Genomic DNA, 16,132 nt, shown 5'->3' on the forward strand with positions numbered 1-16,132 from the left:
GCGTGGGGGTGCCCACCGTTACAGAACAAACGCGTTTCGGGACACGCCCGGGACACCTCTAAACTGAGCCCCGTGACCGAGAATGCTCAGCAGCAGCCCACAGCGCCCAGCACCGAACTGCCGACCCAGTACGCGCCGGCCGACGTAGAGGGGCCGCTGTACGAGCGCTGGGTAGAGCGCGGTTACTTCGCGGCCGACGCCAAGAGCGACAAGCCCGCGTACACCATCGTCATCCCCCCGCCCAACGTCACCGGCTCCCTGCACCTGGGCCACGCCTTCCAGCACACGCTGATGGACGCGCTGACCCGCCGCAAGCGCATGCAGGGCTTCGAGGCGCTGTGGCTGCCCGGCATGGACCACGCCGGCATCGCCACCCAGAACGTGGTCGAGCGCGAGCTCGGCAAGGAGGGCAAGTCCCGCCACGACCTGGGCCGCGAGGCGTTCGTCGAGCGCGTCTGGCAGTGGAAGGAAGAGTACGGCGGCAGGATCCTCGGCCAGATGCGCCGCCTCGGCGACGGCGTCGACTGGTCCCGTGAGCGCTTCACCATGGACGAGGGCCTCTCCCAGGCCGTCCAGACCATCTTCAAGAAGCTCTACGACGACGAGCTGATCTACCGCGCCGAGCGCATCATCAACTGGTGCCCGCGCTGTCTGACGGCGATCTCGGACATCGAGGTCGAGTACCAGGACGACGACGGCGAACTGGTCTCGCTGAAGTACGGCGAGGGCGAGGACACGGTCGTCGTCGCCACCACGCGCGCGGAGACCATGCTCGGCGACACCGCCGTCGCGGTCCACCCCGACGACGAGCGGTACCGGCACCTCGTCGGCAAGCGGATCAAGCTCCCGCTGACCGACCGCACCATCCCGGTCGTCGCGGACACCCATGTCGACCCCGAGTTCGGCACCGGCGCCGTCAAGGTGACCCCGGCCCACGACCCGAACGACTTCGAGATCGGCCGACGGCACGGCCTCGAGTCGATGACCGTCATGGACGAGCGGGGCGTCATCACCGTCCACGGCCCGTTCGAGGGCCTGGACCGCTTCGAGGCCCGTTCCGCGATCGTCGCCGCGCTGCGCGCCGAGGGCCGGATCGTCGCCGAGAAGCGGCCGTACGTCCACTCGGTGGGCCACTGCTCCCGCTGCAAGACCACGCTGGAGCCCCGCCTCTCGATGCAGTGGTGGGTCAAGGTCGGCCCGCTGGCCAAGGCGGCCGGTGACGCCGTCCGCGACGGCCGGGTCGAGATCCACCCCGCCGACATGTCGAAGCGCTACTTCGACTGGGTCGACAACATGCACGACTGGTGCATCTCGCGGCAGTTGTGGTGGGGGCACCGCATCCCCGTCTGGTACGGCCCCGACGGCGAGGTCGTCTGCGTCGGACCGGACGAGGAGCCGCCGGGCGGCGAGGGCTGGACCCAGGACCCTGACGTCCTGGACACCTGGTTCTCCTCCGGCCTGTGGCCCTTCTCGACCCTCGGCTGGCCCGAACAGACCCCGGACCTGGAGAAGTTCTACTCCACCGACGTCCTGCTCACCGGCCACGACATCATCTTCTTCTGGGTCGCCCGGATGATGATGTTCGGCCTCTACGCGATGGACGGCGAGGTCCCCTTCAAGACCATCGCCCTGACCGGCCTGGTCCGCGACCAGTTCGGCAAGAAGATGTCCAAGTCCTCGGGCACCGCCGTCGACCCCCTCGACTGGATGAACCAGTACGGCTCCGACGCCGTCCGCTTCACTCTCGCCAAGGGCGCCAACCCCGGCGTCGACGTCCCGATCGGCGAGGACTGGGTCCAGGCGTCCCGGAACTTCGCCAACAAGATCTGGAACGCCACCCGCTTCGCGCTGATGAACGGCGCGACGGTCGAGGGCCCGCTGCCGGAGCCGGAGAAGATGTCCGCCACCGACCGGTGGATCCTCTCCCGCCTCAACAGGACCGTCGCCGAAGTCGACGCGTTCTACGAGGACTTCCAGTTCGCGAAGGTCTCCGACGCCCTCTACCACTTCGCGTGGGACGAGGTCTTCGACTGGTACGTCGAGCTGTCCAAGACGACGTTCATGGCGGGCGGCGAACCGGCCGAGGTCAGCAAGCGGGTCCTCGGCGAGGTCCTCGACGTCACCCTGAAGCTGCTCCACCCGGTGATCCCGTTCGTCACGGACACCCTGTGGACCACGCTCACCGGCGGCGAGTCGGTCGTCATCGCCGACTGGCCGGCCGACAGCGGCTTCCGTGACGAGGCGGCGGAGAGGGAGATCGAGGCCCTCCAGTCCGTCATTACCGAGGTCCGCCGGTTCCGCGCCGACCAGGGCCTGCAGGCCGGGCAGCGGGTCCCGGCCCGCCTCACCCTGGACGGCACGGCCCTCGCCCCGCACGAGGCCGCCATCCGCCAGCTGCTGCGCCTGCAGCCGGAGGGCGACGCCTTCGCGGCGACGGCCACCCTCCCGGTCGCCGGCGCCACGGTCGCCCTCGACCTCTCCGGCACCATCGACGTGGCGGCGGAGCGCAAGCGCCTCGCCAAGGACCTCGCCGCCGCCGAGAAGGAGAAGTCCCAGGCCACGGCCAAGCTGGGCAACGAGGCGTTCCTGGCGAAGGCCCCGGACGACGTGGTCGACAAGATCCGCGGGCGCCTCGCCAAGGCCGACGAGGACATCGCACGGATCCAGACCCAGCTGGACCGCCTTCCGCAGGCCTAGCCCGACGCGTCCCCGCAGGCGCCCGGCAGCCCTTTCCCGGGGTTGCCGGGCGCCTGCGCGTGTCTCCCGTTCGCCCGGCGCCGGCTGCGTACCGCCCTACAATCCAGAAGTAGGGGCATGACCTTAATGCTCCGTTTTGGTGCTATGTGGCGGAGGGAACGCCCGCATGCAGCGCAGGGGCCGGACGAAGACAGCTCCGCGCAGGGGACTCGTTCCCCTGACGGCTGTCGCGGGCGGCCTGCTCGCCGTCCTCATCGGCCTCGTCTTCCTGGTCCTGGTGCTGGCCGTCCAGGACGCGCGGCACTCCCTGCTGTCGGCCCGCAGCGGCAGACCGGCCCTGGACCAGATAGGGGTGGTCGAGGCGACCGTCCTCGACATGGAGGGCGGACAGCGGGGCTACGTCATCACCCGGCAGGACGAGTTCCTCAAGCCCTGGCAGGCGGCACGGGCCGCGTTCCCCGCGCGGGCGCGGAAACTCGTGGACGTCAGCACGTCCCCCGCCCAGCGCCGGCTCGCCGAGCAGATCCAGCAGGCCGGGCAGTCCTTCATCCACGACTACGCGATCCCGCTCGTCGAGGAGGCCCGGCGCGGCGACCCCGACGCCCGCAGCATCGCGCGGACCGTGGAGGGCAAGCAGCGCCTCGACGCGCTCCGCGGCCAGTTCTCCCGCTACCTGCACGCCGAGCGCCTCGCCATCGGCCGCCGCGAGAGCGCCCTCGAGACCCGGATGGACATGCTGACGGTCGCCGCGTCCGTCGGCGTCGGGGTCGCGGCCCTCCTGATCGTCGGCTACGGCGCCTATGTGACCCGGGTGATCGTCTGGCCGGTGCGCCGGATGGCCGGCACCGCGACCAGGCTCGCCGCCGGGGACCTGAGCGCCCGGGTGCCGCCCTCCGGCCGCAAGGAGATCGGCCAGCTGGAGACGGCCTTCAACACCATGGCCGGCTCCCTGGAGAAGAGCCACCGGCGGCTCAGACTGCTCTACGACGCCGGTACGGCCGTCGGCTCCACCCTCGACGTGCGGCGGACCGCCGACGACCTGGTGCGGGTGGCCGTCCCGCGCTTCGCCGACTTCGTCACCGTCGACCTGGAGGAGTCCGTGCTGCACGGCGGGGACCCGACCTCCGCCGAGAAGGCGCTGCGGCGCGTCGCCCGGGGCGGTGTCCGCGACGACTCCCCGCTGGACCCGGTCGACGCGCTGATCGCGGTGAGCCCGCCACCCCGGTCCGCCCCCGGCGCCCTCCCGGACGCCGCCCTGGTGCTCGACCTGCGTACCGCCGAGGCAGGGGCCTTTCCCGACGCCGGGAAGGCGGACCGGCTCCGTGAGTACGGCATGGGCTCGCTGATCACCGCGCCGTTGTCGGTACAGGGCGTCCTGATGGGGGTGATCACCTTCTGGCGCACGCACGACTCCCCGCCGTTCGAGGCGGACGACCTCTCCGACGCCGACGAACTCGCCGCGAAGTCCGCGCGCGCCATCGACAACGCCCGGCGCTACACCCGCGAGCGCGAGACCGCGCTGGCCCTGCAGCGCAGCCTGCTGCCGCACGGCCTGCCGGTCGGCCCGACCCTCGACTTCGCCTACCGCTACCTGCCCACCGGCACCCGGGCCGGAGTCGGCGGCGACTGGCTCGACGTGATCCCGCTGTCCGGCACCCGGGTGGCCCTGGTCGTCGGGGACGTCGTCGGCCACGGCATCCAGGCCTCCGCCACCATGGGCCGGCTGCGCACGGCGGTCCGCACCCTCGCCGACGTCGACCTGCCGCCCGACGAGCTCCTCACCCACCTCGACGACCTGGTCCTGCACCTCGACGACGGCGCCGGGGAGCAGGCCGCCGAGGTCGGTTCGACCTGCCTGTACGTCGTCCACGACCCGATCTCCCGGCGCTGCGCCCTCGCCAGCGCGGGCCACCCGCTGCCCTTCGTGATCACGCCCCAGGGGGCGGTGGAGCCCGCCCCCGGCCAGGCCGGGCCGCCGCTCGGGCTCGGCGGGCTGCCGTTCGAGACGACCGAGCTGGACCTCGCCCCGGGCAGCACGCTCGCCCTGTTCAGCAACGGCCTGGTGCACTCCCGCGACCTCGACCTGAGCCACGGCCTCGACCGGCTGCGCCGCGCGCTGGCGGGAAACCCCGGAAACCCCGAAAACCCGGGAAGCACGGCAAACCCGGGAAGCACGGCAAACCCGGGAACCCCGGAGTCGCTGGAGGCGACCTGCGACCGGGTGGTGGACGCGCTGCGCACCGGCGAGCCCGCCGACGACGTCACCCTGCTGCTCGCCCGCACCCGCGCCCTGCCCGGCGACCAGGTGGCCACCTGGGAGGTCCCCGCGGACCCCGAGCACGTCGCCCGGGCCCGCACCCTGACCAGCGCCCAGCTCGCCGCCTGGCAGCTGGACGAGCTGTCGTTCACCACCGAACTGGTGGTCAGCGAACTCGTCACCAACGCCATCCGCTACGGCGGCTCCCCGATCCGGCTCCGTCTCATCCGCGACACCACGATGCTGATCACCGAGGTCTCCGACGGCAGCAGCACCGCCCCCCACCTGCGGCGGGCCCGGGTCTTCGACGAGGGCGGCCGGGGCCTGCTGCTGGTCGCCCGGCTCACCCGGCGCTGGGGCACCCGGCAGACCTCCGCGGGCAAGACCATCTGGTGCGAACAGTCCCTGCCGGACACCCCCTGAGTTCTCCGGGCGGTCGCCCGGCTCCGTAGACTGGTGGGGTGAGTGATCTGCCCCCGCGCGACCCCCATGAGAGCTTCGACGAGATGATCGAGGCCGAGACGGACCGTGACCCCGATCTCGCGCTGATCGAGGCCGGCAGCCGGACCCTGCGCACCCAGGGCGGCCCGCAGCAGGCCGACGTCCCCGCCCGCCCCGAGGACCCCGAGGTCGACAAGGCGCTGCGCGAGGTCGAGGCGGAGCTCGCCACCCGTTGGGGCGAGACCAAGCTGGAGCCGTCCGTCACCCGTATCGCCGCGCTCATGGACGTGCTGGGCGAGCCGCAGCGGTCGTACCCCTCGATCCACATCACGGGCACCAACGGCAAGACCTCCACCGCCCGCATGATCGAGGCCCTGCTCGGCGCCTTCGACCTGCGCACCGGCCGCTACACCAGCCCGCACGTGCAGTCGATCACCGAGCGCGTCAGCCTCGACGGCGCCCCGATCTCCGCCGAGCGGTTCATCGAGACGTACCAGGACATCAAGCCGTACGTCGAGATGGTCGACGGGCAGCAGGAGTACCGGCTCTCCTTCTTCGAGGTGCTCACCGCCATGGCGTACGCGGCCTTCGCGGACGCCCCGGTGGACGTCGCCGTCGTCGAGGTCGGCATGGGCGGCTCCTGGGACGCCACCAACGTCATCGACGGGGACGTCGCCGTCGTCACCCCCATCGATCTCGACCACACCGACCGCCTCGGCGAGACCACCGCCGCCATCGCCGTCGAGAAGGCCGGGATCATCAAGCAGGACGCGACCGTCATCCTGGCCCAGCAGCCGGTGGACGCGGCCCAGGTGCTGCTGAAGAAGGCCGTCGAGGTGGACGCCACCGTGGCCCGCGAGGGCCTGGAGTTCGGCGTCGTCGCCCGCCAGATCGCCGTCGGCGGCCAGCTGCTCACCCTGCGCGGCCTCGGCGGCGAGTACGACCAGGTCTACCTCCCCCTGCACGGCCCCTACCAGGCGCACAACGCCGCCGTCGCGCTCGCCGCGGTGGAGGCGTTCTTCGGCGTCGGCTCCCAGCGTCCCGAGCCGCTCGACATCGACACGGTCCGCAAGGCCTTCGCGGCCGTCTCCTCGCCGGGCCGCCTCGAAGTCGTACGACGCTCTCCGACCGTCGTCCTGGACGCCGCGCACAACCCGGCCGGCGCCCGCGCCACCGCCGAAGCCGTCGGCGAGGCCTTCGACTTCAGCCGGCTGATCGGCGTGGTCGGGGCGAGCGGCGACAAGAACGTCCGGGGTCTGCTGGAGGCCTTCGAGCCGGTCTTCGCCGAGGTCGTGATCACCCAGAACTCCAGCCACCGCGCGATGGACGCGGACGAGCTGGCCGCGGTCGCCGTCGAGGTGTTCGGCGAGGACCGCGTCCAGGTCGAACCGCGGCTGCCCGACGCCCTGGAGGCCGCGATCACGCTGGCCGAGGAGGAGGGCGAGTTCGCCGGCGGCGGGGTGCTGGTCACCGGTTCCGTCATCACCGTCGGCGAGGCCCGACTGCTCCTCGGGAGGGGCTGACCATGCGGACGCTCTGCTCCTCCACCCTGATCGGCGAGTTCTTCGTCATCGGCTTCGCCGCCCTGGTCGCCATGAAGGACCCCGACCTGTCCACCTCCACGGTGTGGCTGGTCAGCGGCATCGCCATGGTCCTGTGCGTGGCCCTGTGCGGGGTGATCACCCGGCCGGGAGGCGTCGCCCTCGGCTGGGCGCTGCAGATCGCGCTGATCGCCTCCGGCGTCTTCGTGCCGACGATGTACTTCATGGGCGCGATCTTCGCCGGGCTGTGGTGGGCGTCGGTGCACTACGGCAGAAAGATCGACGAGGCCAAGGCGCGCTTCGCGGCCCAGTCCGAGGCCTCCTCCGCACCTGACGCTGCGTGACGGACGCCCGGATCCGCCCTGTAGCCTGCCAGCACCGCACCCGGTCAGTACCGAAGGAGCCCCTCCCGTGACTCAGCGCACCCTCGTCCTCCTCAAGCCCGACGCCGTCCGTCGGGGACTGACCGGCGAGATCATCAGCCGTATCGAGCGCAAGGCCGGCTGGCAGATCACCGCGCTGGAGCTGCGCACCCTGGAGCGGGCCACGCTGGAACAGCACTACGCCGAGCACGTCGGCAAGCCGTTCTACGAGCCGCTGGTCGAGTTCATGTCCGCCGGTCCGTCCGTCGCCCTGATCGTCGAGGGCGAGCGGGTCATCGAGGGCATCCGCGCGCTCGCCGGCCCGACCGACCCGATCGCCGCCGCGCCCGGTTCCATCCGCGGTGACTTCGGTGTGATCGTCCGCGAGAACCTGATCCACGCGTCCGACTCCGAGGAGTCCGCCGAGCGCGAGGTCAAGATCTTCTTCCCGGGCCGCGCGTAACCCTCCGGACCCCCGCGACGGGCCCGTACGGAGTTTTCGTGGAAGTTTTTGACGCGGCGTCAGCATGACGGCCCGCGTACGCTGGGACGGCCGAACGTTTTCGGCCATCCCTCGGCATATGCGTGCCGATCGGGGGAACGCGTGGCCCCGTTGGACCGTCTCCAGAAGCGAGGCGGCCCTGTACGTGCTGACAATGGCGAAGACCCTCGCGCAGTGTTCGTGCAGGCGCGTCTACGATGGAAGCCTTCACGTCACAGCACGCACTTCGCCGACCTGAAATGCCCTCAAAAGCTCCCGGGAAGGCCAGACGAATCCTGATGGGGAACTCAATGTCGTTCATCGGCCGTGACATGGCTGTCGACCTCGGGACCGCCAACACGCTGGTGTACGTCAGGGGTCGCGGGATCGTACTCAACGAGCCGTCCGTTGTCGCGATCAACACGAACACCGGTGGAATTCTGGCGGTCGGCGCGGAGGCGAAGAAGATGATCGGGCGTACGCCCGGGAACATCGTCGCCGTCCGCCCGCTGAAGGACGGCGTCATCGCCGACTTCGAGATCACCGAGCGGATGCTCCGCTACTTCATCCTGAAGATCCACAAGCGTCGCTATCTCGCGCGCCCGCGCGTGGTCGTCTGCGTGCCCTCCGGCATCACCGGCGTCGAGCGCCGCGCCGTCATCGAGGCGTCCTCGCAGGCCGGTGCCCGCCAGGTGCACATCATCGAGGAGCCCATGGCCGCGGCCATCGGCTCCGGCCTGCCGGTCCACGAGGCCACCGGCAACATGGTGGTGGACATCGGCGGCGGCACCACCGAGGTCGCGGTCATCTCGCTCGGCGGCATCGTCACCGCCCAGTCCATCCGCGTCGCGGGCGACGAGCTGGACAACGCGATCATCCAGCACATCAAGAAGGAGTACAGCCTCCTCCTCGGCGAGCGGACGGCCGAGCAGATCAAGATCACGATCGGTTCGGCGTACGAGCTCGACGACGACGAACACACCGAGATCCGAGGCCGGGACCTGGTGTCCGGCCTGCCGAAGACCGTGGTCATCTCGGCCGCCGAGGTCCGCAAGGCGATCGAGGAGCCGGTCAACGCGATCGTCGACGCGGTGAAGACCACGCTCGACAAGTGCCCGCCGGAGCTGTCCGGCGACATCATGGACAGGGGAATCGTTCTGACCGGCGGCGGAGCCCTGCTGCGCGGTCTGGACGAGCGGCTGCGCCGGGAGACCGGCATGCCGATCCACATCGCCGAGGACCCGCTGGACAGCGTGGCGCTCGGCTCCGGCAAGTGCGTCGAGGAGTTCGAGGCGCTCCAGCAGGTCCTGGACGCCCAGCCGCGCAGATGACGTAACTCTTCGATTCCGCCGTACGAGATGATCTCCTCTCGTGCGGCGGATCGTTGGTATAGAGGCATAAGCTCACACAAAACGAGCTCTGCTTCCCCGACGCTTCCCCAACACCCCATAAAACCAAGCTCGCCCAAGTTCCTATTGAGGAAGGCACGGCCGCCGCACGTGAGGGACACGAAAGAGAGCCGGCTGCTCCTGGTGCTGCTGATCGCCATCGCGTTCGCACTGATCACGGTGGACATCCGAGGTGGCAGGAACTCCCCGGTCGACGGTGCCCGGCAGGCCGCGGCAGCGGTCTTCGGCCCGATCGAGAACGGCATGTCGACGGTGGTGGACCCGGTGGGCAACGCCGTCTCCGCCGTCCGTGACTCCGGCGAACGCCACGACCGGCTGGCCCGGCTGGAGAAGCAGAACGCGACCCTCAAGGCGCGGCTCGGCAGCAGCGACCGCAACCGCAGCCGCCTGGCGCAGCTCGACAAGATGCTGAACATCGCCGCCGAGGGCCAGTACGGCATCAAGGGCGCCCAGGTCATCGCCATAGGGTCGGCGCAGGGCTTCTCCTGGACCATCACCATCGACGTCGGCTACAACGACGGCATCAAGCGCGACATGACCGTCCTCAACGGCAGCGGTCTCGTCGGCCGCGTCACCACCGTCGGCCCGGACGCCTCCACCGTGCTGCTCGCCAACGACCCCGACTTCACCGTCGGCACCCGCATGGAGGGCAGCGACGAACTCGGCTTCGCCTCCGGGCAGGGCGACCGCCCGCTGCGCGTCGAACTCCTCAACGGCAAGGCCGAGGTGAAGAAGGGCGACCGGCTCGTCACCTTCGGCTCCCAGGGCGACAAGCCCTTCGTGCCGGGCGTCCCGGTCGGCCGGGTCGCCTCCGTCGACCCCTCCAACGGCGGCCTCACCCGCACCCTGTACGTCACGCCGTTCGTGTCCTTCACCAAGCTCGACATCGTCGGCGTGGTCGTCGAGGCACCGAAGAAGGACCCGCGCGACGAGGTGCTCCCGGCCAAGCCGAAGCCGACCCCGACCCCGACGGTGACCGTCACGGTCACCCCGTCCGCGAACGCGAGCACGGGCACGGACACCACCGACCAGCAGCAGTAGGAGCTGAATCCCCCATGCGTGTCAACCGGATCCTGCTCTCCACCGCCCTGGTCGTCGTCGCCCTGGTGATCCAGGTCAGCGTCCTCGCCCGCCTCCACCTCCCGGGCGCCGTCCCCGACCTGATGCTGCTCACCGTCCTCGGCCTCGCCATGGTCTACGGCCATGTGGGCGGCGCCCTCGTCGGCTTCGGCGCCGGGCTCCTCGCCGACCTCGCCCCGCCCGCCGACCACGCGGCCGGCCGCTACGCCCTGGTGCTGTGCGTCGTCGGCTACTGCGCCGGGCTCATCAAGCCGGAGAACGGCCGCCTGAAGTCCGCGACCGGCCCGATGCTCGTCGTGGTCGCCGCCGCCGTCGGCTCCACCCTGCTCTACGCCGGCGTCGGCGCCCTCGTCGGCGACACCGCCGCCCGGCACGTCGGCATGACCAGCCTGCTGATCACGGCCGCCCTGTACGACCTGCTGCTCGCCCCGTTCGTGGTCCCCGGCGTCATGGCCCTGGCCCGCCGCGCCGACAACGACCCGCTCACCGAGGCCAACTCCGGCGGCAAGGCGGGCGACATCTCCTCCGGCTGGATCTCCTCCGGCACCGGGATGCGCATCGGCGGCCAGCGCGGCGGCCTCGGCGGCCTCAAGGCGAAGGCCCGCTCCCGTACCGTCCGCGTGGGCCGCATCAAGGGGGTCAAGCGCCTGTGAGCACGGCGGAGTTGGGCCGCGGAGCCATTCACAGCTCCGTCGGATATGACACCCAGGTACAGCACGGAGAGGGGGAGGCAACCCAGTGACCAACATTCCCGAGACCGGTCGGACCCCACGGGTCCAGATCCGTCTCGTCGTCATCCAGATCCTGGTCCTCTCCCTGCTCGGCACGCTCGGCGGCCGGCTCTGGTACCTGCAGATCCGCGAGGGCGCCGAGTACCAGAAGGAAGCTTCCGGCAACCACGTCCAGCAGGTCGTCGAACCCGCCGTACGCGGCTCGATACTGGACGCGCGCGGAGTCCCCCTCGCCGACAACGAGACCCGGCTCGTCGTCTCCGCCTCCCGTACCGACCTGCTCAAGCAGAAGGACGACGGCAAGGCGGTCCTGACCAAGCTCGCGGGCGTCCTCGGGATGAAGCCCGAGGAGGTCATGCAGAAGGTCCGCCTCTGCGACTCCAAGACCCCCCAGCCCTGCTGGAACGGCTCGCCCTACCAGCCGATCCCGATCACCGACGAGGCCACCGCCAAGCGGGCCCTGCAGATCCGCGAGCGCGCCGAGGACTTCCCCGGCATCACCGCCGAGCCCGAGGCCGTGCGCCGCTACCCGGCCCCCGGCAAGTCCAACACCGCCCAGGTCCTCGGCTACCTCTCCCCGGTCACCGACGACGAGATCGAGCAGGCCAAGGACAGCAGCTCGCCCTACCTGCGCTCCGACATGGTCGGCCGGTCCGGCCTGGAGCGCGAGTACGACAAGGAACTGCGCGGCAAGGCCGGCGTCACCCGCTACGAGGTCGACAACCTCGGCCGGGTCATCGGCAAGGCCAAGTCGGACGCCGCCGAGCCCGGTTCCAACCTGGTCACCAGCATCGACTCCCGCGTCCAGCGGGTCGCCGAGTACGAGCTGGACAAGGCGATGAAGACCGCCCGCAAGCAGTACGACAAGATTACCCAGGAGAACTACAAGGCCGACTCCGGCGCCGTCGTCGTGATGGAGGCCAAGACCGGCCGGATCGTCGCCATGGCCTCCGCGCCGAACTACGACCCGAACGTCTGGGTCGGCGGCATCTCCGCCAAGGACTACAAGGCCCTCACCGGCAAGGACTCCGACTACCCGCTGCTCAACCGGGCCATACAGGGTCAGGCGGCGCCCGGTTCGACGTTCAAGGTGGTCTCCACGGCCGCCGCGGTCCAGGCCGGCTACGTCTGGGACGGCGGCTACCCCTGCACCAGCTCGTACTCGGTCGGCGGCCAGGTCTTCAAGAACTTCGAGGGCGAGAACTTCGGCCCCATCTCCCTGGGCCGCGCCCTGGAGGTCTCCTGCGACACCGTCTTCTACGGCCTCGCCGACCGCGAGTGGAAGAAGGACGGCGGCATCAACCCGAAGAAGGGCGAGCCGAAGGACTGGTTCTTCAAGACCGCCCACCAGTTCGGCCTCGGCCAGGAGACCGGCGTCGACCTCCCCAACGAGGTCACCGGCCGCGTCCCCGACCGCCAGTGGAAGCTCGACTACTGGAAGGCCAACAAGGACGCCTGGTGCAAGTCCGGCAAGAAGGACGGCACCTACGTCGAGAAGATCGAGTACGAGAACTGCCTCGAAGGCAACAAGATGCGCGAGGGCGACGAGATCAACTACTCGATCGGCCAGGGCGACACCCTCGTCACGCCGATCCAGGAGGCGATGATCTACAGCGCCGTCGCCAACGGCGGCACCGAGTACCAGCCGACCATCGGCAAGGCGATCATCAGCGCCGACGGCAAGAGCGTCCAGGAGATCAAGCCCAAGGCGCTGCGCAAGCTGCCCGTCAGCCAGGCCACCCTCAAGGGCATGGACGACGCCTTCGCGGGCGTCATCACCCGCGGTACCGCCGCCTGGAAGTTCGGCGGCTGGCCGCAGGACAAGATCGCCCTGCACGGCAAGACCGGTACCGCCGAGGTCTACGGCAAGCAGACCACGTCGTGGCTGGCCACCTACACCAAGGACTACACGGTCATCATGACCATCGCCCAGGCCGGTACCGGTTCCGGTGCCTCCGGTGAGGCGGTCCGCAACATCTACAGCGCGCTCTACGGCGTCGGCGCGGACGGCTCCGTCGACAAGTCCAAGGCGCTGCTCTACAGCCCGCAGCAGGGCCTGCCGAAGGTCCGCACGGACGGCACCATCGCCTCCCCGAAGGTCTCCAAGGACCCGGCGAAGGACTTCCAGGCCTCCCAGCAGAGCGACAAGCAGGACGACGGCCAGACCCCGGCCGCGACCACGGCCTCACCGTCGACGGGCAACCGCACCACCCGAAGGCGGCCGCGCAGGAGGGGAAGCCGGAGGATGCTCACATGACCGGCGTCAACAGCTTCTCCGTCTCCGGCTACGGCCCGGCGCGGGCCGGCTGGACCCGGCTCTTCGCCCGGGACTCGCTCACCCGCCGCCTGGACTGGCCGATGCTGCTGGCCGCCCTCGCCCTGTCCCTGCTCGGCTCGGTGCTGGTCTACTCGGCGACCCGCAACCGCACCGAGATCAACCAGGGCGACCAGTACTACTTCCTGGTCCGGCACCTGATGAACATGGGCATCGGGCTCGCCCTGATGATCGGCACGGTCTGGGTCGGCCACCGCCAGCTGCGCAACGCGGTGCCGATCCTCTACGGCCTCTCGGTGCTCGGCATCCTCGCGGTGCTCACCCCGCTGGGCGCCACCATCAACGGCAGCCGCAACTGGATCGTCTTCGGCGGCGGCTTCTCGCTGCAGCCCGCCGAGTTCGTGAAGATCACGATCATCCTGGGCATGGCGATGATACTGGCGGCCCGGGTGGACGCCGGTGACAAGCCGTACCCGGACCATCGCACCGTCCTGCAGTCCCTGGGCCTGGCCACCGTCCCGATCCTGATCGTGCTGCTCATGCCCGACCTCGGCACGGTCCTGGTCATGGTGACCATCATCCTCGGCGTGCTGCTCGCCTCCGGCGCCTCCAACCGCTGGGTCTTCGGCCTGCTCGCCGCCGGCGTGACCGGCTGTGTCGCCATCTGGCAGCTGCACATCCTGGACGAGTACCAGATCGCCCGCTTCGCCGCCTTCGCCAACCCGAGCCTCGACCCGGCCGGCGTCGGCTACAACACCAACCAGGCGCGGATCGCGATCGGTTCCGGCGGCCTGACCGGCGCCGGCCTCTTCCACGGCTCGCAGACCACCGGCCAGTTCGTCCCGGAGCAGCAGACCGACTTCGTCTTCACGGTCGCGGGGGAGGAGCTGGGCTTCCTCGGCGCCGGCCTGATCATCGTGCTGCTCGGCGTCGTCCTGTGGCGGGCCTGCCGGATCGCCCGCGAGACGACCGAGCTGTACGGCACGATCGTGGCGGCGGGCATCGTGGCCTGGTTCGCGTTCCAGGCGTTCGAGAACATCGGGATGACCCTCGGCATCATGCCGGTCACCGGCCTGCCGCTGCCGTTCGTGTCGTACGGCGGCTCGTCGATGTTCGCGGTGTGGGTGGCCGTGGGGCTGCTGCAGTCGATCAGAGTGCAGCGCCCGATGTCGGCATAGCGGGACAGGATGCGACAGAACGGGTTGGAACGGGAGGGGTGTGCAGATCGTTCGCGATATGTTCACCTCTCCCTCATTTTGATTTTTCCTCCGATTTACCCTCCTTGGCTTCTGGCCCTTGTAGGGCGCGCCCACTAGATTCGGTTCATGGCGGATACGAAGCGTGAAATCGAGCGCAAGTACGAGTCCGACGACAGCGGGCTGCCCGACCTGACCGGTGTCGCGGGCGTGGCGAACGTCCTGGACAAGGGCACCGCCGAACTCGACGCGACCTACCACGACACCTCCGACCTGCGCCTGGCCTCGGCCAGAGTCACCCTGCGGCACCGCACCGGCGGCAGCGACGCGGGCTGGCACCTCAAGCTCCCCGTGGCCCCGGGCATCCGCGACGAGATCCACGCCCCGCTCTCCGACACCCTCCCCGACGAACTGGCCGGCCTGACCCGCTCCCGGGTCCGCGAGGGCAGCCTCGTCCCCGTCGTCCGGCTGCGCACCGCCCGCGACGTCCAACACCTCGTCGACGCCGACGGCACCCTGCTCGCCGAGGTCAGCGTGGACCGCGTCCGCGCCGACCGGCTCTTCGGCGGCTCCGGCAAGGCCCAGTGGACCGAGATCGAGGTGGAACTGGCCGACGGCGGCGACCCCGCCTTCCTCGACAAGGTCGAGAAACGCCTCGGCAAGGCGGGCGTCCGGCCCTCGAAATCCCCCTCGAAGCTCGCCCGGGCCCTGTCCGAGACCAAGGGCGCCAAGCCACGGACCGGGCAGCCGGAGCCCGCCGCGCCCGGCACCGCCGGCGACCACGTCATGGCCTACGTCCGCGCCCAGCGGGACGCGATCGTCGAGCTCGACCCCGCCGTACGCCTGGACACCGAGGAGGGCGTGCACGACATGCGCGTGGCCACCCGCCGGCTGCGCAGCACCTTCCGCACCTTCGGCAAGGTCCTCGACCGGAAGGTCACCGACCCGGTCGCCGACGAGCTGAAATGGCTGGCCGGCGAGCTGGGCCTGGGCCGCGACCAGGAGGTCCTGGCCGAACGCCTGCTGGCGGCCCTGGCCGAGGTACCCGCCGCCCTCGTGCACGGCCCCGTCCACGACCGGCTGCGCGACTGGGCCGAGGCCGGCGAGCGCGGCTCCCGGAGCCGGCTGCTGGGCGTCCTGGACTCCGGGCGCTACCTGGCCCTGCTCGACACCCTGGACGCCCTGGCCGCCGACCCGCCCCTGCTGAAGGCGGCCGCCGGAGACCCGGAGAAGGTGCTCACCCAGGCCGTCCGCAAGGACTTCGCCAAGGTCACCGACCTGATCGAGACGGGCATGGCCCAGCCCCCCGGCCACGAACGCGACCTCGGCCTGCACGAGGCCCGCAAGAAGGCCAAGCGCACCCGCTACGCGGCCGAGGCGGCCCGCCCCGTCCTCGGCGGCCCGGCGAAGGCCCTCCTGAAGTCGATGAAGTCCCTGCAGACCCTGATCGGCGAGCACCAGGACAGCGTGATGGCCCGCGAGACCCTCGGCGAGCTGTCCGCGGTGGCCCACGCGGCCGGGGAGAGCGCGTTCACCTACGGGCTGCTGTACGGCCGCGAGGAACAGCGGGCGGCCGCGGTGGAGGCCGAGGTCCCGAAGGCCTGGAAGGACATCAAGGACGAGGCGCCGGTGTGATCGACGGGTACGGGGGAGTCCGCCGGG

At 70.5% G+C, this 16,132-nt stretch carries 11 protein-coding genes; all 11 read left to right on the plus strand.

Translation table 11 applies throughout. The features are described from left to right. Window positions 1-72 precede the first annotated feature (72 nt). Complete coding sequence (locus ACGFZS_RS00660) at window positions 73-2,697, plus strand: valine--tRNA ligase (protein WP_393793297.1); 2,625 nt, start codon at window positions 73-75, stop codon at window positions 2,695-2,697. Between the two features lie 166 nt (window positions 2,698-2,863). Then, window positions 2,864-5,377, plus strand: coding sequence for a SpoIIE family protein phosphatase (locus ACGFZS_RS00665; RefSeq protein WP_393793298.1), 2,514 nt, complete (start codon window positions 2,864-2,866; stop codon window positions 5,375-5,377). 83 nt (window positions 5,378-5,460) lie between these two features. Beyond that, on the plus strand, window positions 5,461-6,918 hold the full coding sequence (locus ACGFZS_RS00670; protein WP_393794091.1) for a bifunctional folylpolyglutamate synthase/dihydrofolate synthase: 1,458 nt from the start codon (window positions 5,461-5,463) through the stop codon (window positions 6,916-6,918). Between the two features lie 2 nt (window positions 6,919-6,920). After that, the gene (locus ACGFZS_RS00675) at window positions 6,921-7,280 is read left to right on the plus strand and encodes a DUF4233 domain-containing protein (protein ID WP_365682581.1); all 360 of its coding nucleotides are present in this window, start codon (window positions 6,921-6,923) and stop codon (window positions 7,278-7,280) included. A gap of 67 nt (window positions 7,281-7,347) precedes the next feature. After that, entirely contained in the window at window positions 7,348-7,761 is a 414-nt protein-coding gene (gene ndk, locus ACGFZS_RS00680) for a nucleoside-diphosphate kinase (protein ID WP_093503045.1), read from the plus strand. A 329-nt stretch (window positions 7,762-8,090) separates the two neighbouring features. After that, a complete protein-coding gene (locus ACGFZS_RS00685) occupies window positions 8,091-9,110 on the plus strand; it encodes a rod shape-determining protein (RefSeq protein ID WP_355722280.1) in 1,020 nt (339 codons plus the stop codon). A gap of 168 nt (window positions 9,111-9,278) precedes the next feature. Beyond that, window positions 9,279-10,229 carry a rod shape-determining protein MreC gene (mreC, locus tag ACGFZS_RS00690; protein WP_355722283.1) on the plus strand — a complete coding sequence of 317 codons (951 nt, stop codon included), beginning with the start codon at window positions 9,279-9,281 and terminating at the stop codon, window positions 10,227-10,229. 14 nt (window positions 10,230-10,243) lie between these two features. Continuing rightward, the gene (gene mreD, locus ACGFZS_RS00695; protein WP_365682584.1) at window positions 10,244-10,921 is read left to right on the plus strand and encodes a rod shape-determining protein MreD; all 678 of its coding nucleotides are present in this window, start codon (window positions 10,244-10,246) and stop codon (window positions 10,919-10,921) included. Between the two features lie 85 nt (window positions 10,922-11,006). Then, window positions 11,007-13,256, plus strand: coding sequence for a penicillin-binding protein 2 (gene mrdA, locus ACGFZS_RS00700; protein ID WP_393793299.1), 2,250 nt, complete (start codon window positions 11,007-11,009; stop codon window positions 13,254-13,256). Next, window positions 13,253-14,452 (plus strand): rod shape-determining protein RodA, encoded by a 1,200-nt coding sequence (gene rodA / locus ACGFZS_RS00705; RefSeq protein ID WP_393793300.1) that lies wholly within the window; start codon window positions 13,253-13,255, stop codon window positions 14,450-14,452. Before mrdA ends, rodA begins: the two co-directional genes overlap by 4 nt. Window positions 14,453-14,599: 147 nt before the next feature. Further along, window positions 14,600-16,105, plus strand: coding sequence for a CHAD domain-containing protein (locus ACGFZS_RS00710; protein ID WP_393793301.1), 1,506 nt, complete (start codon window positions 14,600-14,602; stop codon window positions 16,103-16,105). Window positions 16,106-16,132 lie beyond the last annotated feature (27 nt).

Source organism: Streptomyces sp. NPDC048288 (genome assembly GCF_043201555.1).
In the GTDB taxonomy this organism is placed as follows: Bacteria; Actinomycetota; Actinomycetes; order Streptomycetales; family Streptomycetaceae; genus Streptomyces.